The 21,012-nt window shown below is 69.7% G+C and carries 19 protein-coding genes; 9 read left to right on the forward strand and 10 right to left on the reverse strand.

Annotation, left to right across the window (positions count from 1 at the left end; all coding sequences use genetic code 11):
* Positions 1 to 82 precede the first annotated feature (82 nt).
* Entirely contained in the window at positions 83 to 496 is a 414-nt protein-coding gene (locus tag HKK72_RS24300; RefSeq protein ID WP_187236731.1) for a hypothetical protein, read from the reverse strand.
* A gap of 155 nt (positions 497 to 651) precedes the next feature.
* On the opposite strand from HKK72_RS24300, the gene HKK72_RS24305 reads away from it, so the two are divergent.
* A complete protein-coding gene (locus HKK72_RS24305) occupies positions 652 to 1,440 on the forward strand; it encodes an SDR family NAD(P)-dependent oxidoreductase (protein ID WP_187236732.1) in 789 nt (262 codons plus the stop codon).
* A gap of 214 nt (positions 1,441 to 1,654) precedes the next feature.
* Here the strand turns inward: HKK72_RS24305 and HKK72_RS24310 are convergent, their stop codons facing one another.
* Positions 1,655 to 2,365: a dihydrofolate reductase family protein gene (locus tag HKK72_RS24310; RefSeq protein WP_187236733.1), complete on the reverse strand. Its 711-nt coding sequence runs from the start codon at positions 2,363 to 2,365 to the stop codon at positions 1,655 to 1,657.
* 172 nt (positions 2,366 to 2,537) lie between these two features.
* On the opposite strand from HKK72_RS24310, the gene HKK72_RS24315 reads away from it, so the two are divergent.
* On the forward strand, positions 2,538 to 3,620 hold the full coding sequence (locus HKK72_RS24315; protein ID WP_187236734.1) for an ATP-dependent DNA ligase: 1,083 nt from the start codon (positions 2,538 to 2,540) through the stop codon (positions 3,618 to 3,620).
* A gap of 106 nt (positions 3,621 to 3,726) precedes the next feature.
* On the opposite strand, the gene HKK72_RS24320 is transcribed toward HKK72_RS24315, so the two are convergent.
* Positions 3,727 to 5,403, reverse strand: a complete 1,677-nt coding sequence (locus HKK72_RS24320) for an alkaline phosphatase D family protein (protein ID WP_187236735.1) — start codon at positions 5,401 to 5,403, stop codon at positions 3,727 to 3,729.
* A gap of 249 nt (positions 5,404 to 5,652) precedes the next feature.
* Here HKK72_RS24320 and HKK72_RS24325 point away from each other — a divergent pair, with 249 nt between their 5' ends.
* The gene (locus HKK72_RS24325; protein ID WP_187236736.1) at positions 5,653 to 7,104 is read left to right on the forward strand and encodes an aldehyde dehydrogenase family protein; all 1,452 of its coding nucleotides are present in this window, start codon (positions 5,653 to 5,655) and stop codon (positions 7,102 to 7,104) included.
* A 76-nt stretch (positions 7,105 to 7,180) separates the two neighbouring features.
* Here the strand turns inward: HKK72_RS24325 and HKK72_RS24330 are convergent, their stop codons facing one another.
* Complete coding sequence (locus tag HKK72_RS24330; protein ID WP_261987131.1) at positions 7,181 to 8,593, reverse strand: sensor histidine kinase; 1,413 nt, start codon at positions 8,591 to 8,593, stop codon at positions 7,181 to 7,183.
* 342 nt (positions 8,594 to 8,935) lie between these two features.
* Here HKK72_RS24330 and HKK72_RS41310 point away from each other — a divergent pair, with 342 nt between their 5' ends.
* The 3 genes from HKK72_RS41310 to HKK72_RS24340 all read left to right on the forward strand — a co-directional run bounded on the left by HKK72_RS41310 (position 8,936) and on the right by HKK72_RS24340 (position 10,988).
* Positions 8,936 to 9,061: a hypothetical protein gene (locus HKK72_RS41310; RefSeq protein WP_261987132.1), complete on the forward strand. Its 126-nt coding sequence runs from the start codon at positions 8,936 to 8,938 to the stop codon at positions 9,059 to 9,061.
* Complete coding sequence (locus HKK72_RS24335) at positions 9,058 to 9,804, forward strand: N-acetylmuramoyl-L-alanine amidase (protein ID WP_187236737.1); 747 nt, start codon at positions 9,058 to 9,060, stop codon at positions 9,802 to 9,804. Before HKK72_RS41310 ends, HKK72_RS24335 begins: the two co-directional genes overlap by 4 nt.
* A gap of 377 nt (positions 9,805 to 10,181) precedes the next feature.
* A complete protein-coding gene (locus HKK72_RS24340; RefSeq protein ID WP_187236738.1) occupies positions 10,182 to 10,988 on the forward strand; it encodes a glycoside hydrolase family 25 protein in 807 nt (268 codons plus the stop codon).
* An 85-nt stretch (positions 10,989 to 11,073) separates the two neighbouring features.
* Here HKK72_RS24340 and HKK72_RS24345 read toward each other — a convergent pair whose 3' ends face one another.
* Positions 11,074 to 11,388, reverse strand: coding sequence for a hypothetical protein (locus HKK72_RS24345; protein ID WP_187236739.1), 315 nt, complete (start codon positions 11,386 to 11,388; stop codon positions 11,074 to 11,076).
* Positions 11,389 to 11,691: 303 nt separating this feature from the next.
* On the opposite strand from HKK72_RS24345, the gene HKK72_RS24350 reads away from it, so the two are divergent.
* Positions 11,692 to 13,629: a Xaa-Pro dipeptidyl-peptidase gene (locus HKK72_RS24350; protein WP_261987134.1), complete on the forward strand. Its 1,938-nt coding sequence runs from the start codon at positions 11,692 to 11,694 to the stop codon at positions 13,627 to 13,629.
* Positions 13,630 to 13,711: 82 nt separating this feature from the next.
* Here HKK72_RS24350 and HKK72_RS24355 read toward each other — a convergent pair whose 3' ends face one another.
* Positions 13,712 to 14,209: a GNAT family N-acetyltransferase gene (locus tag HKK72_RS24355; RefSeq protein ID WP_261987135.1), complete on the reverse strand. Its 498-nt coding sequence runs from the start codon at positions 14,207 to 14,209 to the stop codon at positions 13,712 to 13,714.
* Positions 14,210 to 14,240: 31 nt separating this feature from the next.
* Complete coding sequence (locus HKK72_RS24360; RefSeq protein WP_222721076.1) at positions 14,241 to 15,005, reverse strand: TetR/AcrR family transcriptional regulator; 765 nt, start codon at positions 15,003 to 15,005, stop codon at positions 14,241 to 14,243.
* Between the two features lie 114 nt (positions 15,006 to 15,119).
* Between HKK72_RS24360 and HKK72_RS24365 the strand changes: the two genes are divergently transcribed.
* Entirely contained in the window at positions 15,120 to 16,616 is a 1,497-nt protein-coding gene (locus HKK72_RS24365; protein WP_187236740.1) for a DHA2 family efflux MFS transporter permease subunit, read from the forward strand.
* A 585-nt stretch (positions 16,617 to 17,201) separates the two neighbouring features.
* On the opposite strand, the gene HKK72_RS24370 is transcribed toward HKK72_RS24365, so the two are convergent.
* Positions 17,202 to 18,641: a hypothetical protein gene (locus tag HKK72_RS24370; RefSeq protein WP_187236741.1), complete on the reverse strand. Its 1,440-nt coding sequence runs from the start codon at positions 18,639 to 18,641 to the stop codon at positions 17,202 to 17,204.
* A 283-nt stretch (positions 18,642 to 18,924) separates the two neighbouring features.
* Positions 18,925 to 19,983, reverse strand: coding sequence for a non-homologous end-joining DNA ligase (gene ligD / locus HKK72_RS24375; protein WP_187236742.1), 1,059 nt, complete (start codon positions 19,981 to 19,983; stop codon positions 18,925 to 18,927).
* 80 nt (positions 19,984 to 20,063) lie between these two features.
* On the opposite strand from ligD, the gene msrB reads away from it, so the two are divergent.
* Positions 20,064 to 20,465 (forward strand): peptide-methionine (R)-S-oxide reductase MsrB, encoded by a 402-nt coding sequence (gene msrB / locus HKK72_RS24380; protein WP_187236743.1) that lies wholly within the window; start codon positions 20,064 to 20,066, stop codon positions 20,463 to 20,465.
* Between the two features lie 175 nt (positions 20,466 to 20,640).
* Here msrB and HKK72_RS24385 read toward each other — a convergent pair.
* Positions 20,641 to 21,012: hypothetical protein (locus HKK72_RS24385; RefSeq protein ID WP_222721077.1), on the reverse strand; the 372-nt coding region annotated here is incomplete at its 5' end.

A 21,012-nucleotide genomic window follows, 5' to 3' on the forward strand; every position in this document is an offset into this window, starting at 1 on the left:
ATGATCACGGGGGGGTACCACCGCAGGCACGGGAGGGCTGCCTCCCTTGCCGGGACGACCGCGTACACCACGTACGACGGCTTCAGGGCCGGTGGACCGCGATGGCGGCGAGAAGCACCAGCACGAAGGTGGCGAAGGCGACCACGCCGTGCACGGCGATGGCGACGGAGGGGAACACCTGCTCCCGTCCGCGCGCGTGCCGGCCGCCGCGATGGCCGACCAGCCACCGGGTGAACATGACGAACCCCATCAGCGCGACGATGACCAGTGTCGCGAAGGCGCACCAGGCGTAGACCTCACTGGTCGTCGCCACGTAGAGCACCCACGCGACGAGCCCGACCGCCGCGATCAGCGGGTGCCCCACGACCAGCGCCGACGGGTAGCGGGTCACCTTGGTCGCCTGCTGCCTCAGGCCCCCGTTCGACAGCCAGGCCGACAGCAGATGGAACCCCGCCACGGCTGCCAGAATCCATGCGACAAGTGCCGCAATCTCCACCCCTGGGCTCCTTTCGCCGCCCTCATCCCCACCCTGTCGTTCAGTCTCCCCCGAGAGCTCTCACAACATGCGCAATCCGTATGGATTGTGATACGGACTGTTACCGTCCATGCCGGGCGGCACACACGTCATGATCCGTACGGCATGCTTGCCCCATGGATCTCAGCGGCAGGTCGTACCTGGTGGCAGGTGGTGCCGGGGTCGTCGGCGAGTGCGTCACCCAGGCCCTGCTGGGGCGGGGCGCGACGGTCGCCGTGCCGTCCCGCTCACCGGAGCGACTCGACCGCCTCCGTTCATTCGCCGAGACGCCGCGGCTGCACACCGTGGTGGGCGACGTCGGCGACGCCGCGGGCGTCGAGGAGGTACGCGACCGCGTCACCGCCGCGATCGGCCCGCTCGACGGCGTGATCGCCTCTCTCGGCGCCTGGTGGGAGGGCACGCCGCTGACCGACGTGAGCCTCGAGTTGTGGCAGCGGATCCTGCACGACAACCTCACCTCCCACTTCCTGGTGGCGCGCACGTTCCTGCCCCTGCTGACCCGGCGGCCGGACGGCGTCTACGTCGCGCTGAGCGGCATCGCGGCCCTGCGGCCCATCCCGCTGTCCGGCCCCATCTCGGTCACCGACGCCGCGCAGACCATGCTCATGCGCACCTTCGCCGCCGAACTGGCCGAACTCGGCGAACCGGGTGGGGACCGTCGCAGCGGGCCGGGCGAACTCGGCCGCCCCGGCGGGAACGGCGGCCTCGCGCGGCCGCCGCGGATCCACGAGGTGGCGATCCTCACGCCGGTGGTGACCCGCCGCTGGCTCGAGGAGGAACCGATCGAACCGGGCTGGCTGTCGGGCGAGCAGGCCGGCTCGTACATCGCCGACGTCGCCGGCCCGGGGTTTCCGGCCGAACCCTTTCAGCTGCGGCTTCCCGCGGACTGGGACATCTGGGCCTGATCCCGGCGGGGCCTGGTCCCAGGCCGGTGCGCCTCGGCCGGGCGCCGGCCCGGGGACGCACCTTGACGACCGACCGGAGCACCACGAAGAACAGCAGGGTGCCGGCGAGCAGCAGCGCGATGCTGCCGAGGTGCTGGCTGGTGCACCAGGTTCATGCCGACCGGCAGCAGGGCGATGGCGCGGTCGACCGACTGCAGGGCCTCGTCCAGCCGGGTTACGTTAGGCCATACCGGAGGAAGAGCACGCCGTCGTCGAGATAGACCGCGGCCGGATCGAGCGCGGCCGGCCCGGCCAGCTCGCCGAGCATGCGGGTGTGGCGGCCGCCGCCCATGAGCGTCGGCGCGAGGTTGAGGCAGATCTCGTCGACCAGGCCGGCCTCGACCAGCGATGTCGCCAGCATCGGCCCGCCTTCGCACACCAGGTTCTCCAGCCCGCGTTCCCGCAGCTCGTGCACGGCCCGGCCGAGGTCGACGTCGTCGTCTCCGGCGGTGAGCACGTGCGGCCGTACGGCATCGGGCATCTCGGCCGTCTTCAGCGCGGCCGCCGAGGTGACCACGATGGTCGGCGTCTCGGCTGCGGTGAACAGCGGCAGCGTCCAGTCCAGCGACAGTGAGCGGCTGACGACGACGATCGGGGCGGGCGGGCGGCCGCGGCGCTCCCGGAGCGAGCGGCGCAGCCGCGCCGGGCGGACCATGCCGGAGCGGATGGTGCCCGCCCCCACGAGGATCCCGTCGGCGAGGGCCCGCAGGATCAGGAACACCCAGAAGTCCGCCTCACCGCCGAGCCCGTGCGTCCACCCGTGCTCGTCGGTGACCGAGCCGTCCGCGCTCATCACCATGCCGACCCGCAGCCATGGCCCCTTGACGTCGCCATAGGCGTCGTAGGGGTCGATTTCGCCTGCCGGTTCCGGCAGCAGTCGCCGCATATGCGCAGGCTATCCCCCTCGCCGAGCGATCTTGCCACCGTCCGCCCGGCCTGGGTTCGGCCAAGTGTCGATCAAGGATCACGGTAGGCGCGGGTGCCCCGAACCATGATCGAAAGCGGCCGGGCCGCCGCGGCCCGAGACGTTGTCGGCGGTGCCTGCGAGGATGGGGGACATGGATCTGCCGATCAGTTCGCCGCTGTCGCCGATGCTGGCCAAGGCGGTCAAGAATCTCCCCGAGAGCGGTCCCGGCGGCAGCGATGTGCTGTACGAACCCAAGTGGGACGGCTTCCGCTGCGTCGTCTTCCGCCACGGCGACGAGGTGGAGCTCTCCAGCCGCGGCGAACGGCCGCTGACCCGGTACTTCCCCGATCTCGTCGAGGCCGTCCGGCGCGAGCTGCCGGAGCGCTGCGTCATCGACGGCGAGATCGTCATGCGGGCCGGGTCGGTGCTCGACTTCGACAAGCTGCAGCAGCGCATCCACCCCGCCGCGTCGCGCATCAAGCTGCTCGCCGAACAGACGCCCGCCTCGTTCGTGGCCTTCGACCTGCTCGCCATCGGCGACGAGTCGCTCATGGAACTGCCGTTCCGCGAGCGCCGGGAGCGGCTGATCACCGAGCTGTCCGCCGCCAAGGCGCCGATCCACGTCACCCGGGCCACGGACTCCTTCGAGACGGCGGCGCGGTGGTTCGACGAGTTCGAGGGCGCGGGGCTCGACGGCGTGATGGCCAAGCCGCTCGACGCCCCCTACCAGCCGGACAAGCGCGCGATGTTCAAGGTCAAGCACGAACGCACCGCCGACTGCGTCGTCGCCGGGTTCCGGTGGCACAAGTCCGGCCCGATCGTCGGATCGCTGCTGCTCGGGCTCTACGCGGATGACGGGCGGCTACAGCACGTCGGCGTCTCGGCGTCCTTCCCGATGAAGCGGCGGGCCGAGCTGGTGCAGGAGCTCGAGCCCTACCGCATGGAGGACCTCGCCGGCCATCCCTGGGCCGGGTGGGCCGAGCAGACCGAGGCGACCACCGACCGGATGCCCGGAGCGGTGAGCCGCTGGACCGGCAAGAAGGATCTGTCGTGGGTGGCGCTGCGGCCGGAGCTGGTCGTCGAGGTCGCCTACGAGCACATGCAGGGCGACAGGTTCCGGCACACGGCCAGGTTCCGGCGCTGGCGCGAGGACCGTACGCCGCAGTCGTGCACCTATGAGCAGCTCGAGATGCCGGTGGCCTACGACCTCGACGACATCCTCGACGGCGCCTGACGAGGAGGGCCTGACCAGGAGTGCCGGGCCGGCGGCGGCGCCGGACGGCCGCGGGATCACCCGTGTGGCGTCTTGATCCCCGCGGCCGGTCACGGACGGCGCCGCGTCAGGGGCGCTTGGTCTCGCGGTCGACGGTGTCCTGGATGATCTGCTGGTCGGACTTGGCCGCGAAGGTCGAGACGGGCTGGTACGGCCGCAGATAGGTCTGGTTCAGGCCGGGCACGCCGTCCTCGATGACGTAGGTGGCCTTGGTGTAGGCCTCCGCGCCGGGCGTCGAGACCTGGGCGAGCACCTTGAAGTCGGCCTTCATCTCGTCACGGTCGATGCGGGTCATCACGTATCCGCGCTGGTTGTTGTAGAACTTCAGGTGCGGGTTGATCGCGAGGAAGGGCTGGTCGGCGGGGTCGGAGTCGGCACCGTTGCCACCGGTGGTGATCGAGGTCGCGACGAGCTCGGCGCCGACGGTCTTGGAGGTCGGGTCGTCGTAGTCGAGCTTCAGCTCGCTGGCCCAGTGCGCGTGCACGTCGCCGGTGAGCACGATGGGGTTGCGCACCCGGGCGTCCACCCAGCCCTTGGTGATCCGCTGCCGTGAGGCGACGTACCCGTCCCAGCCGTCCTGACTGGTGATCTTGGCCGGGCCGGCGTTGTTGTCGCGCTGGGCGAAGAACACCTGCTGGCCCAGGATGTCCCAGCGGGCACGGGACCGGCGGAACCCGTCGATCAGCCACCGCTCCTGCTCGTGGCCGGTGATCGAGCGGTTCGGGTCGATGGCGGCCGGGCAGTCGCGGTAGCCGTCGCCGCAGCCTTGGTCGTCGCGGAACTGCCGGGTGTCGAGCATGTGGAAGTTGGCCATCTTGCCCCACCGGATCCGCCGGTAGAGCTGCATGTCGATGCCTCGCGGCACCGAGGTGCGGCGCAGCGGCATGTTCTCGTAGTAGGCCTGGAACGCCGCCGCGCGCCGTGCCAGGAAGTTCGGCTGCGGCACCTCCGGGCGCTCCGGTACCTCGTCGGCCCAGTTGTTGTCGAGCTCGTGGTCGTCCCACACGACCGACCACGGGGCGGCGGCGTGCGCGGCCTGGAGGTCGATGTCGGCCTTGTACTGGGCGTGCCGCTGCCGGTAGTTGGCCAGCGTCTCGGTCTCGGGGCCGTCGTGGTGGCGGATGTTGCCGCCGGGGATGGTGTAGCCGCCCTTGGTGTACTCGTACTGGTAGTCGCCCAGGTGCAGGATCAGGTCGGGCTCCTCCTCCGCGAGCCTGCGGTAGGCGGTGAAGTAGCCGTGCTCGAACTGCGAGCAGGAGACGAAGGCCATCGCGAGCGCGGGTCCGTAGGAGTTCGGCTCGGGCGTGGTGCGGGTGCGGCCGACGGGCGACACGTGGTTCTCGACGCGGAAGCGGTACCAGTAGTGGCGACCCGGGGCGAGGTCGTCCAGTTCGACGTGCACGCTGTGGGCCGAGGACGGCTTGGCGGTCGCCGTGCCACGGCGGACGACCCGCCGGAAGCGCTCGTCGGTGGCCACCTCCCAGCGGACGGGGTACGTGCGGTCCGGCATGCCGCCGAGACCGTCCTCGGCGACCGGCTGAAGCGCCAGCCTGGTCCACAGGACGAAGCCCTCGTGGTCGGGGTCGCCGGAGGCGACGCCCAGGGTGAAGGGGTCGGAGGGCAGCTTGGCGCTGCGCGAAGCGGCGGACGCGGACGCGGCGGCGGGCCACGCCGCCACGGCGCCCACCGCAGCGCCGGTGACGAGGAACGAGCGGCGATTCACTGCAAAACGGCCATCTGACATAAAGGGCACCTCTCGGGGTGATCCAGGCGTCGGCACGCTCGCAGCCTCACGAAGACCCATGGCACGGCGGTTCCGCTCAGATGACGGTCCGCCCAACAGATCACGTCGCGCGGGTGGCGGTCGTCACGCCCCCGCGACCCGGCGTACGGAGCGACCGGGCGAACCCCAGGTCGGGACGTCTTCCGCTGCAATGTCGAGCAAGCGTACGCTTGGTCTGAACGATCGGTGCCCGGCGGCGAGAGGACGGCGATGGGCGAGCTGCAGGAGTTCTCGAATCTGATCGGCGGCGAGCTCCGGCCCGCCTCCGGCGGCGAGACGCTCGACTCGGTCAATCCGGCGACCGGCGCCGTGTGGGCCCGCGTTCCGCGGAGCACCGCCGAGGACGCCGACGCCGCCGTCACCGCCGCCCGCTCGGCGTTCCCGGCGTGGGCGGCCATGCCCGCCGCGGGCCGCGCGCACTTCCTGCGCAAGGTGGCCGAGGTGTTCTCGGCCAACGCCGAAGAACTGGCCACGATCGAGACCCGCGACAACGGCCGTATCATCACCGAGACGTCCAGGCGCGACGTGCCGGGCATGACCTACCTCTGGCACATGGCCGCCGCGGAGTGCGGCGCCGCCGTCGAGGGCAAGACCGTGATCCTCGGCGCGGGCGGCATGGGCTTCACGCGCCGCGTGCCGTACGGCGTGGTGGTCGGCATCATCCCGTGGAACTCCCCCATCTCGACGTTCTCGGCCAAGGCCGCGTTCGCGCTGGCCGCGGGCAACACGGTCGTCATGAAACCGGCCGAGCAGGCGTCGGTGTCGACGCTGCGGCTCGGCGAGCTGCTGCGTGAAGTGCTGCCTCCCGGCGTCCTCAACATCGTCTCGGGACTGGGCGAGGAGGCGGGCGACGCCCTCGTACGGCACCCCGGTGTGGACCGGATCAGCCTCACCGGCTCGACCGAGACGGCCAAGATCGTCACCCGTGCCAGCACCGACGCGCTGAAGCCGCTGGCGTTCGAGCTGGGCGGCAAGTCGCCCAACATCGTGTTCGCCGACGCCGACCTGGACGCGGCGGCCAAAGGCGTCTCGACGCAGAGCGTGTTCACCGCGAACGCCGGGCAGGTGTGCGTCGCCGGCTCCCGGATCCTCGTCCAGCGGGAGATCTTCAACGAGCTGATCGGGCGGGTGACCGCCATCGCCGCGCGGATCCGGCTCGGCGAGCCGCTCGACCAGTCGACCACAATGGGCCCGATCGTGTCCCGGGAGCAGTACGAGCGCGTCACGTCCTATCTGGAGATCGCCGCCAAGGAGGGCGCGGAGCTGGTGTTCGGCGGCCGGTTCGGGCCCGAACTCGTGGACGAGCCGTACGCGGGAGGTTACTGGGTGGAGCCGACGCTTTACAGCACCACCGACAACTCCCTGCGTGTCTGCCAGGAGGAGATCTTCGGGCCGGTGGCCGTGGCCATTCCCTTCGACACCGAGGAGGAGGCCGTCGCGATCGCCAACGACTCCTCGTACGGTCTGGCGGCCGGCGTGTGGACCCGCGACCTCGGCCGCGCCCAGCGGATGTTCCGCGACCTCGAGGCCGGCACGATCTGGGTGAACACCTATCGCAAGATGCCGCCGGGCCTGCCCTTCGAGGGCATGAAGGACAGCGGCTACGGCCACGACTCCGTGCTGGCCAACACCCGCGAGAAATCGTGTCTGATCGAGATCTGAGGACCTCCGGCCCCTCTACCCGGCGGTACTCCCGCAACGACTCATCACTCGCCCGTCCTGATCGCGGAAGGGATCTTTACGGTCCGGTCAGTGAGCCGGCCGGGCAATAGGGGTCAGCGGCCGGAAAGGAACGGCATACCGGCAGACACAGGACGAAACGGGCGCCACGTTCGCTGTCCTTGATCGTCAGGGTGCCCTCGTGTGCTTGGGCGATCTCGCGTGCGATCGCCAGCCCGAGCCCGGTCCCTCCGGAGTCCCGGTCGCGTGACGCCTTCAACCGGGTGAAGCGGTCGAACACCATCTCGCGATGTTCGGGGGCGATCCCGGCGCCGTCGTCGATGACCTCCAGGATCGCCATGGGCCCGTCGGCTCGCACAATGACGGTGATCTGTGAGGCGGCGTGCCGTTCCGCGTTGTGGACCAGGTTGGTGAGCAGCCGGGTGATCCCCAGCCGGTCGCAGTCGACGAACACGTTCCGGCCCAGATCCTCGACGATCTCGACCCGGTAGGTCCGGCAGGCCAGTTCCGCGCCGACCAGCCGGCCCAGATCGGTCGGCCTGCGGTCAAGGGGCGCGCCGGCGTCCAGCTGGGCCAGGGTCATCAGATCGGTCACGATCGCCTGAAGTCTGTCCACCCCGGTGAGCACCATCTCGGCCGTCTTCGGCCAATCGGTGTCCTCGGGGTACATCAGCGCCTCCTCCAGCTCAGCCCGCATGGCGGTGATCGGGCAGCGCAGGTCGTGGGAGGCGTCCGAGGCGAAGCGCCGCAGTTGGTAGGCGCCCTCGAGCCGGTCCAGAGTGTCGTTCGCGGTCTCGGCCAAGAGTTTGATCTCTTCGTCTTCGCTGGGCACCGGGACCCGGCGATCCAGGCCGGTGGAGGCGATCTTCGCCAGTTCCGTCCGGATGGCGTGCACCGAACCCATGGCCTTGCTGACGACGCGGTAGGTCCCGGCCGCGACCATCGTGGTGATCAGCACCGTCGCGCCGATCGCCAGCAACAACGCCGTGGAATTTCCGTACCACGGGACCCTCGGAACCGCCACGTCGATCATCCAGATCCCATCCGGCTGATGGACCCGGTACGAAACGACGGTCATGCAGCCCTTCAGCCCGGCCGGAGGGCACAGCATCCGTGCCTCGCGCACGTCCGCGCTGACCGGACGGAAGACGGCCATCGGCGGCTTGCCGACGAGTTGCCGGGTCGCCGCGACCACCCGGCCACGTGCGTCCACGACCTGTATCGCCTGGAACCCGCCGTCCTTGCGGTCCGGCAGCACGGCGGGGAGGCGCCCCATTTTGATCAGGGGCTCCACCCGGTCCCAGCCCGCCGTGGCCCGATCCTGCGCCATGTCGGTCTCCCTGCTGCCCACCAGGATCAGGCAGAGCACGCTGATCGTGATGCACACCAGGGCCGCCACGGCGCCGGTGGCCAATGTCCTACGCGCCCGGACCGATGCTCGACTCCAGTTCAACATCTGCCCCCCGAACATCGGGCGTCTTCCTCCTATAAGTCAATAAACACGCGATTTCCGGCTATAAGGCCCAAAGCGAGGCAAAGTTTGGCGGCTGTGCTCCATATCACCGCCCGGGACTCCGTCACCAAAGAGCAAGGTCACCAGAGAACAGGGCTACCAAAGAGGGCCGATCGACGCGCCTCGTCGCGGGCTACCGCATCAAATTCGAGGCACCTCGCTCTTAGAAGTAGTGACAAGTACGGAAACCGAGGTGGAGATGCGCTTTGCGACGGCGGCATGACCGCGCGGCGCGGCGACGCACCACGGAGACCGACTGGCCGTGCATCTGCCAGACGTACGGAAGGGGTGAGGAAACCGATGACCGAACCGAACGAACCTGACGTCGAGGAGATCGACGTGCCAGAGGTTCCAGAGCCGGAGGTGCCCGAGGAGGGCGTCATCGACCCCGGCGACACCCACACCGAGGGGGTGGACGCGGAATGAAGTTCGAGAAGCGCGCGGTGTTCGGCTGGGGCCCGAGCGGCGCTACACCCGCGACGCCCCGCAAAGGCATCGCCGTCCACTACGACGGCAGCGATCAGTCCCTTGCCAAGCACAAGCACGCCGCGTGCCGGACTTACTGGCGCAATACACGCAAGTTCCACATGGGCCCGTCTCGCGGATGGGCGGACATCGGCTACTCCTTCGCGGTGTGCCCGCACGGGATCGTGCTCGAGGGGCGCGGGCTCAACAAGGTCCAGGCCGCGCAGCCGGGAGGCAACACGACCTGGTACAGCGTGACGTTCATGTCCGGCCCGAGCGAGAAACCGACCGACGCGCAGATCAAGGCGTTCAGGGAACTCCGGTCCTGGCTGAGGGGCAAGGGCGTGGCGGCGGCACTGCGCCCGCACTCGGGCTTCGTGTCGACGAGCTGCTGCGGGAACATCCTGCGCATGATGATCAGCAACGGAACGCTCACCGGCGGGACGCCTTCGAGCTCGAAGCATCCGGGCTCGGGAACGAACGCCCCGCCGTTCCCCGGCCGGCTCATCACGCAACCACCGGTGATGCGCGGGGACGACGTACTGACCTGGCAGCGGCAGATGCGCAAGCGTGGATCGTCGATCACGGCCGACGGCGCGTACGGGCCTTCCAGCGAGGCGGCGTGCAGGAAGCTCCAGGCGGAGCGGAACCTCGACGTCGACGGCGTCGTTGGCCCGAAGACGTGGGCGGCCACGTGGGCCTGAGAAATGACCATGGATGCCCCCGGCGAGACGGCCACTTCGCTCTCGCCGCTGAAGCGCCGGTGCACGTTGCGGGCCCGCCCTCCTCTAGGAGGTGCGGGCCCGTTCGCCGGGGCCGGCATGGCCGAAGGTCAACCACGTCATCTCATCGACCGGGCCGCGCACATCGGTGGACCGGATGTGGTGCAGGTCGTCGAGGCGAGGTCGGAAGGGGCAGCTCAGGCCGGATGGCGATGACCATCGGGCTCTCTGGCAGTCTGCCAAATCGCCCGTGGCACCTTGCATCCGTTGCGAGGATGCTTGTTGCTCGGCCACCAGGGGATCTTGGTGTCCCGGGGGTGTCGGCGAAAGGGGAAATGATGCCGATCTACGGTGTGGACGTGGCGTCCTATCAGGGCGAACCGGATTGGCAGAAGGTGCATGGCGGAGGGATCCGGTTCGCCTTCTCCAAGGTCACAGAATCCACGAATTACACCAATCCGACGTGGTCGCACAACCGAGCGGCGATGCTCGCCCTCAGCGACTTCCTGCCGGGCGGCTACCACTTCCTGCACGGCGGGAACGGCGCCGCGCAGGCCGGGTACTTCCTGTCGAAGGCCGGGGACCTCGGCGGGTTCGCGGTCGCGCTCGACGTGGAGGCGTCCGGCGCGAACGCCGCGACCGCCCGCGACTGGGTGGCCGAGTTCAAGCAGCGCACCGGCGGGCACCCGGTGATCGGCTACTACCCACGCTGGTACTGGGAGCAGACCGGGCGCCCCGACCTGTCGTTCTTCGACTCCGTCTGGCAGTCCCACTACGTGTCCGGCAGCGGCTCACCGGGCTCTCTGTACGGCAAGGTCCCCGCCGACTGGTGGGCGACGTTCGGCGGCGAGCCGATCTCGATCCTGCAGTACTCCAGCTCCGCCTCCGTGCCCGGCATCTCGGGGCGCTGCGACGTCAACGCCTACAGGGGAACGCTCGCCCAGCTGAGGACGCTCGCCCTCGGAGATGAGATGTCGGCCAAGGACGTGTGGGAGTACGAGATCGACACCGGTGACGGCGGCCCCAAGTGGCGCGCCGAGTCGATCCTCGGTCATCTGGAGAAGGCACAGGACGAGACCAACGCGATGCTGAAGGAGGCGCTCGCGCGCCTTGGCGGGCTCGAGGCCCGGGTGACCTCGATCGAGGGGCGCAAGAGAGACGGCTGATCCGCTCCGGACCATGTGATCACGAGCAGGAGTCCCGCCGTGCTGCGGCCGGGTCGGATGGAGCCCCTCTCCTGGCGGGTCGGCCTCAGACCTGATCGACCGGACCGGGTGGGCACGCCTCCGGATAGGCGTACCGGCCGCTCTTGACCGTGCCGTCCGCTTCGATGATCTCCTGGTCGGGGTGCCATACGCAGATCCCGGCGCCCCGATCCCGATTCTCCAGCGGCGACAGGACGCCTTCGTTGTCGGCGATCATCGCCCGTCCGACACCGACGGCACCGCCGTCGCATGACCAGGCGACGACGGGCTCGATGGTGGTCGATCCGTCGTGGTGCCGGCAGGTCACCATCCATCCACCGCCGGGAATGTACTGCCGGTCTGAGGCGGAGTCGTCTCTCATCGCACGCCCTTCGGTCGTGGACCCGTGTTGAACCCATGCTTTCCATTTCGCCGCCCGCCAATCGGCAATGAATCGCCGACATTGATCCGCCATTGGCGCCGGCGTGACGCAGGGCCTGCACGCCGCCCCAAGCCGCGGGAAGTCACGGCTCTTCGGCCGGCCGGCGAGTACGTCTCGGCCCCACGCCTGTCCGCCTTGTCAAGGTATGCCGTATACCTGGCCGTCCGATCGCGATAGGTGTGCCTCCGTCGGACGATCGCTGTAGATCGCCCGACGATCAGTGCCGATCCATGGAGGTACGCGTTGCCGGGTATCCGGAGACCCCGAAAGCGAGCGCTAGCGCTCATCGTCCCCCTGCTGCTGGGCGGCAGCCTGGCCACCGGTGGAGTCGCGTCCGCGCAGGCCAAGCCGAAGATCAAGGTTGCGAACGGCGTGACCCAGCCGGTCTTCTCCTACGCCGACGCCATTCGCGAGTACGTCTACGTCGAGTCGACCATCGACAGTGACGCGGACGGCAGGAAGGATCGCGTACGGGTGGACATCATCCGGCCGAAGGAGTCCGGCCGGGGGCTCAAGGTCCCAGTGATCATCGATGAGAGTCCCTATTACGACAACTCCGGACGAGGCAACGAGGCGGAGCGCAAGGTCTACGACGCGAGCGGCGGGCCGGCGAAGTTCCCGCTCTTCTATGACAACTACTTCGTGCCGCGCGGCTACGCCGTGCTGAACGTGGACATGATCGGCACCACCAAGTCCGAGGGCTGCAACGACACCGGCGGCCGTGCCGACGTCCTGGGCGGCAAGGCCGTGATCGACTGGCTGAACGGCCGCGCCAGGGCGTACGGCGCCGACGGCAAGGCGGTCAAGGCCACCTGGACCACCGGCAAGGCCGCGATGATCGGCAAGTCCTACGACGGGACGCTCGCCAACGGCGTCGCGGCGACCGGGGTGAAGGGCCTGGAGACGATCGTCCCGATCTCCGCGATCAGCTCCTGGTACCGCTACCAGCGGATGAACGGCGTCACCTACGACGACGACAACTACCAGACCTGGCTCGCGCAGTACGTCGACACCGAAGAGGACGCCAAGTGCGCCGCGACGCACGAGCGGATGAACGCCGAGGACGGCGACGAGACGGGCAACTTCAACCCCTACTGGGCGGAGCGCGACTACCTCGGCGGCACGCTGGCCGACGTCGACAAGGTCCGCGCCAGCGTGTTCGCCGTCCACACGGTGAACGATCTCAACGTCAAGCCCGACCACTTCTCCACGTGGTGGAAGGCGCTCGCCCAGCGCGGCGTGCCCCGTAAGGTCTGGGTGGGGCAGTACCACCACGTGGACCCGTTCGACTTCCGCCGCGACGAGTGGGTCAGCACGCTGCACCGCTGGTTCGACCAGTGGCTCTACCGCATTCCGAACGGAATCATGAAGGAGCCGCGGGCCGACGTGCAGACCGGACCGGACACCTGGATCACGCAGTCGGACTGGCCCGCGCGCGAAGGCCGCAGCGTGTCACTGCGGCCGCAGGCCGGCGGCGGCCTCGACCTGCGCGCCGGCGCCGGCACCGCGAGCTTCACCGACGCCCGGCTGAGCGAGGACGTATTGGCGGCCGACCCCACGGTCGCCAACCCGAACCGGCTGGCCTTCGTCAGCTCACCGCTGCCGACGGACGTGCGGCTCTCGGGCACGCCCGCCGCCGACCTGCGGGTGAAGCTCGACAAGCCGACCGCCAACCTCACCGCGCTGGTGGTCGACTACGGCGAGGACACGCGGGTCGACTGGCGCACGGGGGCCGGCATCACCACGCTCACCGAGGAGAGCTGTCACGGCGAGAGCACCGCGGCCGATGACGCCTGCTACAAGAAGACCAGGACGAACACGGCGAACCGCCCCTTGGAGATCGTCGCCCGTGGATGGATCGACGCGCAGAACCGCAGGTCGCTCAGCCACCCGACGCCGCTCCAGCCTGGCAAGTATGCCCAGGTGCGCTGGCAGACCCTTCCGCAGGAGTACGTCTTCAAGAAGGGCCACCGGCTGGCGCTGATCATCGCCGGCACGGACTCTACCTACACCGCCGACGCCGCGACGGGCGCCGCCGTCACGGTCGACCTGGCCGCCAGCAAGATCACTGTCCCGGTGGTCGTCGGTGGCGGCACGTTCGAGTTCGGGGCGCAGACCAAGAGCAAGTGGCAGGGCCCGGGCCGGATCGACCTCCCGACCCCGCCCAACCGACTCTGGTGACGGCCGCCTGACCTCGGCCCCTCCCGGCCGTGATCATGCAGTTGTGCGCAGGTGCACAACTGCATGATCACGCCGGGGTTGGTCACTCGATCACCGGGCTCCGGCGTTCCATGAGGACGACGTCGCGCCACCGGTTCCGCCCGGCGAACTCGTGCCGGCCGATCCGCTCCCGTACGCCGACCACCCGGAAACCCGCCGCCTCGTGCAGCCGGATGCTGGCCTCGTTCTCCGGAAAGATCCCGGCCTGCAGCGTCCACAGCCCGGCCCGCTCGGTCGAGTCGATCAGGGCGCCGAGCAGGGCCCGGCCGACACCCTGCCCCTGAGCCCGCGCGTGGACGTAGACGGACACCTCGGCGACTCCCGCGTAGACGCAGCGGCCGGAGACCGGCGACAGCGCGGCCCAGCCGAGCGCCCCTTCAGGGCCGAGCGCGACGAACCGGTGGTCGCGCAGCTTTCCCTCGTCGAACTTCGCCCAGGTCGGCGCCGCGGTCTCGAACGTGGCGTTTCCCCCGTCGACCCCGGCCTGGTAGATCTCCAGAACGTCGCCGGCGTGTTCGGGCAGCATGACTGCGATCTCCATGTGTCCCAACCTTATGACCCGCGTGACCGGTTCAGCCTGGGGTGCCCGGAGGCCGGTGCGCTTCGGCGATCCCGTCGAGCAGCCACTCGAGACCCTGCTCGAAGGTCTCTCCCACCTTCGGCAGACCGGCGTCGAGCAGCGGGGCGAGGTGCGGGAACTCACCGCTGCCGGCCATCCGCCGCAGGTACGGGAGCATCGACGCGTTCCGGTCAGCGGCCGGGGCGCCCGTGCTCTCGTCCCACCCACCGGTCATGACCTCGCGGATGACATGGCCGAGCAGATAGTCGTCCACCGCGGAGCAGATCAGGGCCGCCGCCGCGGGCTCGAGACCCAGCGGGTCGAGCGCGGCCAGCGACTGTTCGACGTGCCGCAGCCCGTTGGGCCCGACTCCGGTGGGCCGGCGGGCGGCGAGCGCGACCATCCAGCGATGACGCAGCAGCACGACCCGCGTGCGCTCGGCGATCAGAGTGATCGCCGTCCGCCAGTCGCTCGGCAGCTCGCCCTCGATGACGACCTCGGCGTTCGCCCGGTCGAACATGAGGTCGAGGAGATCCTCCTTGCTCTCGATGTGCGAGTAGAGGCTCATCGCCCGCGCACCGAGCTCGGACGCCACTCGGCGGATCGACACCGCGGCGAGCCCCTCGGCGTCGGCGAGCGCGATCGCCGAGTCGACGATGGCCTCCTGGGTCAACGAGCTACGGCGCCGGTCCTCCCGGGGCCTCGCCCACACCGGACCGGGCGCCTGCGGGGCGGGCGAGTCCGGCCCCGGCTGCTCTGGCTGAGAAGTACCTGGCACACGCCGAGTCTATCCGTACAGCGTATCGCACGAGCGATACAGCGCACGAACTGGTGCTACGCTGTACGAAATTAGCGCTACAGCGTACGATAAAGAGCGGCGAAAGGACCCCCGATGACGAGAACGGCGGCGGACGCACCTCCAACGGAGGAGGCCTTCGACCCGGCCCTGCGCAGGCTGGCGGTCGCGGTGGTCATGGGAGCGATCATGACGATCCTCGACAGCACCATCGTGAACGTCGCGGTCAACACCCTCGGCCGCGATTTCCACACGTCGCTGTCGACCATCCAGTGGGTGCTGACCGGATACCTGCTGGCGCTGTCGATGACCATTCCGCTCACTGGCTGGGCCATGGAGCGCTTCGGCGCCAAGACGATGTGGATCACGTCGCTCGCCCTGTTCATCGCCGGGTCGGTGCTGTGCGGCGCGGCCTGGAACACCGCGAGCCTGATCGTGTTCCGGATCCTCCAGGGGGTGGGGGGCGGCCTGCTCATGCCGATCGGCCAGACCCTGCTGGCCGGGGCGGCCGGTCCCCGGCGCATGGGCCGGGTGATGAGCCTGATCAGCATTCCGGCGATGCTCGCACCGGTACTCGGTCCCGTCCTCGGCGGTCTGATCGTCGGCCATCTGTCCTGGCGGTGGATGTTCTACGTCAACGTCCCGTTCTGCGCCGTCGCCCTGCTGCTGGCGCTGCGCTGGATCCCCGCCGACTCCGCGCACCGGGCCCGAGGCCGGCTGGACACGCTCGGGCTGGCGCTGCTCTCCCCCGGCCTGGCCGCCCTGGTGTACGGCCTGTCCGAGGCCGGCAACGGCTCCCCGCTCACCGGCGTGCGGGTGCTGGGCTCCGTCGGCGCGGGCGTCGTACTGCTCTGCCTGTTCTGCGCGCACGCTCTGCGGAAGGCCGATGGGCCGCTGCTCGACCTGCGGATATTCCGCGACCGCGGCTTCACGACCGCGCTGGCCGCGATGTTCGTCTACTCCGGGGCGGTGTTCGGCCTCACCGTGCTGCTGCCGCTGTACTTCCAGATCGCCCAGGGCGAGAGCCCCACCCGCGCCGGCCTGCTGGTCGCCCCGTTCGGGATCGGCGCGATCATCACCATGGCCTTCGCGGGGCGCGTCGCCGACCGCAGGGGCTCACGAGGCCTCGGCGTTCTCGGCATCGCCGTGGCGACGGCGGCCGCTCTCGTCCTCACCCAGATCGACACCACGACCTCGCAGGCCCTGCTGGTGGCCACCACTTTCGCCGTCGGGCTCGGGCACGGCCTGATCGTGGCTCCGGTCATGGCCGCCCTCTACCGCACCCTGCCCCGTGCGGCCATGCCGGCGGCGACGACCACGGCCAACATCCTGGTCCGGGTCGGCAGCTCGCTCGGCACCGCCATGCTGGCCGTCGTCCTGCAGATCTACATCAGGGCGGAGATCCCCGGTGCGAGCGGCAGTCTCGCCGACGCCGCGAAGGACCGCAGCCCGGGCGCCGTCGAGGCTCTCGTGCGGGCCTTCGCCCACAGCTTCTGGTGGACCGCAGGCCTGGCCGCGCTCGCGCTCATTCCCGCCCTGCTCCTGCCCGGCCGCGCTTCCGACGGGGGCGGCGAGCGGCCCGCGAGCGCATGAGACGACCCGCCCCGGACAGCCCGCCTTGTGCTGGGTACGCTGCCTCGGGCGGCTCCGAGAACATCACCCGGGACGGATGCCCAGTTCCTCGGCGACGCGCTCGGTGTCGTCATCGTGGTCAACGAAATCGCGGAAGGTCTCGACCTTGAGCTCCGACGGGTCGTTGATACCGAGCGCCTATAGCACCTCGACGGCCTGCACGGCAAGCGGTCCGATGTCCGCCCAGATCACCGGTGAGCCGAGCGTCCAGTCGCGGAAGCCTGGTGTCCTTGATGAGGATCACGGCCGCATCGGTCGGAAGCGTCAGCAGCACCCAGTCCAGCCGCCGTCGCAGGTCCTCCCACTCGGTGCACCACTCGGGGGCGCCGGCCGCCGTGGGGCGCTCGCTCTCCTGCAACGGACCGTCTCCGCGAGGGCCGTCGTCCCCCCATGTCCGGCCGCGCACCCGCTCTGGTGGCACGGCGAGCACGTCGCGCAGCGCACCGACGATGGCCTCTCCGAGGCTGTAAAGGAACTCCTGGGCCTGGCCCGAGCGATCCGCCGTGCCAGGGCCCGGCGAGGAAGTCCCAGATCGATTCCTGCACGTTAAGGTCCTTGTTGGGCGTTGGCGTTGTCCCAGCGTTTGCCGTAGGCGTCGGGGTAGCGTTCGCCACTGCCGGAGGTTCTGACTTTGCCGGACCGGTGCGCCACGTACAACGCTTGAATACCTGCCGCTGTCCCGTCCTCCCCATTCTTTTCGGCCATTCGGACCGCCTCCCAATAGACGTCGCGCAACGGATGTGCCGGCGTGTCCACCCCCAGCCTCCGCAGCTCGTACGCCGTCTCCAGCTGCCAGGAAGTCGCCTCGGCCTCCTCCCACATCATGGCGTCCAGCCACTCCTCCCGGCCCATTGTGCGGACCTTGGGGCTCGCCGACCGCCCGGTGTGCACCCACAGGGCGTGCAGGGCCTCATGGCTCAGCTCCATCACTCGCCATCCGTTGACGTCATGTTGCCGGGTGTCCAGGTGGATGGTGTTGGACTCGGCCCAAAAGTGCGTTCCGCCGCCCTTGCTGACAGTGACCTTTACTCTGTACTCGTCGATGATGCTGAGGGCCTTCTTGCCCGTCTTCGTCCTTGCCGCGAGCATTCGCGCCACGGCGTACAGAACGGCCCCATCGGCCTCGCTGGCCGCCTGACGGGCGTTGGCGGCTGCCGTCTTGCTCTCCGAGGTCGGATTCTCGGCAGCGGCGCTTTCGGCCTCGTCGGCCTCGGCATCCGCCTTGGCGGCGGCCTGCCGCGCCCCATCCGGATCTCCGGCGCGCGCCGCACTGGCGGCCTGGTCGGCGGCCGTCTCGGCTGCGCGCTGGGCCTTCAGCGGAAGGTGTGGGACGCGCAGGCTCCGCAGCAGCTTCGTTCCTCTGCCGAACCAGCCGATGCCGCCGGCCATGCCGAGGACGGCGGGCACGGCGCGGCCGGCGGCGGTCCTCTTGTGCCCGTTGTTCCAGTCCTGGCGGATGTCCTTGGTGGAGTCGTCCCACATCGATTTGAGGGCGTCGCGGGGGTCGGTGGTGAACAGGCTGCCGATGCCGCTCCAGCCGTCCTTGAACGCCCCGTGGCTGCAGATGTGGACCAGGCAGCCGACGAACGTCGCGCCGTCCCAGGTGCCGGTCACGATGTCCGCGGAGCCGCGGTAGACGCCCTGGCCGAAAGCGCAGTCCTCCTGCACCCAGCCACAGCTCCAGTAGGTGTCCGTCGGCTCCTCCGGGGCGGCTCCGCCATCGGTCGGCGGCTCCTCGGCCACGTACACGCTCTCTGTGTCGCGCCGGTCATCGGCGCCGCTGACCGGCCCCGCACCCGGTTCGTCCGGCGATCCACCGACCGGCCCACCGGCCGGTTCAGCACCGGGCCCGCCGCCGGCGCCTGATCGGGGGTCAGCGCACTCGGCACCGCCGACCCGGCAGACCGCGTCCCGCATGTGGTCGGTGACCCCGCCCGGGATCGAGGACATCACCAGCGCTGATACGACCGTCGCCACGAGCAGCACGACCGCCAGATACGAAACCGTCCCCTCACCCCGGTCGGACCAGGACGCGGCGCGAACCACAGTCCCCCGACCCGGGAATGGCACGGCACACCTCCGCCGAGACCATATTCACCAGCGCACAAAGTGCCCCAGAGCCCCCGGACCCAAGAGCGGGCCCATTTCGCCAGGATCCCAAGGCCCGTCGGTCGCCGTCGCCACAGACCACTGCTACCAAATGATCACGCTGAGAGACGGTCGCCACCCGAATCGTGAACACCGGTCTGCCGCATATCGATCACAGGCGCTACTCCGTGGCGGGCCGGGCCTCCTTGCTCGGCTGGACGCGCTTGGGCTCACCGGGCATCTTGGGGTAGTTCGGCGGGTACGGCATGTCACCGAGCCCCCGCTCGGCCTCGTCGCGCTCGACCATCTCGAGCAGCGGCTCGAGCGAGAAGGCCTGGTCGTCGATCGAGGCGTGCACGTCGCCGAGCTCGGCGAACCGGGCGGGCATCGTCTCGACGGTGAAGTCCTCGGGGTCTGCGTCCGGCAGTTCCTCCCACGTCAGCGGGGCCGAGACCGGGGCGTTCGGCCTGGGCCGGATGCTGTAGGCCGACGCGATGGTGCGGTCACGGGCGTTCTGGTTGAAGTCGATGAAGATCTCCTCGCCGCGCTCCTCCTTCCACCACTTCGTGGTGACGAGGTCGGGCATCCGCCGTTCGACCTCACGGGCGAAGGCCAGCGCGGCGGCGCGTACCTGCGTGAAGGTCCACCGGGGCTCGATCCGCACGTAGACGTGGATGCCGCGGCTGCCGGAGGTCTTGGGGAAGCCGACGTAGCCGAGGTCTGCGAGCAACTCGCGGACGGCGGTCAGCGCGACCTTCCTCGCATCGTCGAAGTCGGTGCCCGGCTGCGGGTCGAGGTCGATTCTCAGCTCGTCGGGGTGGTCGACGTCGTCGGCCCGGACCGGCCACGGGTGGAAGGTCAACGTCCCGAGGTTGGCGCCCCAGGCCACGGTGGCCAGCTCGGTCGGGCAGATCTCGTCGGCGGACCGGCCGCTCGGGAAGTCGATCCGGGCCGTCGTGATCCAGTCGGGCGCGTTCTTGGGCACCCGCTTCTGGTAGAACGCGTCGCCCTTGTTGTCGGTGCGGGTGGACAGCTTGGCCCCTTCGAAGACCCCGCCCGGCCAGCGCTCCAGCGTGGTCGGCCGGGAGCGCAGCGCCCGCAGGATGCCGTCGCCCACGGCCAGGTAGTACTCCACCACCTGGCGCTTGGTGAGCCCGCGCTCGGGGAAGTAGATCTTGTCCGGGTTCGTGACCTTGACGAGCCGCTCGCCGACCGGGATCTCAATGAAGGGCGATGCCATACCGGCACCGTAACCCACGGCTCCGACAGCCGGCCGGGCCGCACGCGGGAGGACCGCGATCAGCGGGTACGGTCGGGGTCATGGAGAAGGTGCGCAAGAGCGAGACCGAATGGCGTGCCGAGCTGTCCCCCGAGGAGTACCACGTGCTCCGCGAGGCAGGCACGGAACGGCCGTTCACCGGTGAGTACAACGACACCAAGACCGTCGGGGTGTACCGCTGCCGCGCGTGCGGCACGGAGCTGTTCCGGTCGGAGACCAAGTTCGAGTCGCACTGCGGCTGGCCCAGTTTCTACGCGCCGTCCGACTCCGACGCGGTCACGCTGATCGAGGACCGCTCCCTCGGGACGGTGCGCACGGAGGTGCGCTGCGCCACCTGCGACTCCCACCTCGGCCATGTCTTCCACGGCGAGGGTTACGGGACCCCGACCGACGACCGCTTCTGCATCAACAGCGTCTCGCTCACCCTGGAGCCGGCGGAGTAGCCGGAGCGGCCGGAACCGAAGCGGCCACCGCAGGACCCCGCGCCCGCGCACCGCCGCGACCTGCGGCGATGCGCGACGCGGGTCGGCCGCACGGGTCAGCGCGTCTGCTCGGCGCATCTGCTCGGCGCGTCTGCTCAGCGCGTCTACTCAGCTGGGCGGTCCAGCGGCGCGCGCGTCAGCGCGTCTCGCCGACCTCACAGTCGTCCTTCTCGCCCTGCTTGTTGGCGAGGACGACATTGCCGTTGTCGCTCGCCTTCGCGTGGACGAAGACGACCGGGGCCTTCTCACCGCGCAGGTCCTTCAGATACTCGGTGGTCCACTCGCACAGCGAGATCGCCGACTTGGAGTTCTCGTCACCCTCGGGCAGGTCCGTGTAGACGCGGAGGAAGTCACCGCTCTGGACCAGCTCCTTGATATGCCCGGTGATCTTCTCGTCCGGGTCCTTCTCCCTCAAGAACGACATCGCCTGCGGGGCCATGTCCGAGTCCGAGTCCGAGTCCGAGGCGGTGGCCGAGGGGCTCGCCGATCCGCTCGGCGCCGGGGCGGC

It is taken from the genome of Actinomadura sp. HBU206391, from assembly GCF_014323665.1.
Lineage (GTDB): Bacteria > Actinomycetota > Actinomycetes > Streptosporangiales > Streptosporangiaceae > Actinomadura_C.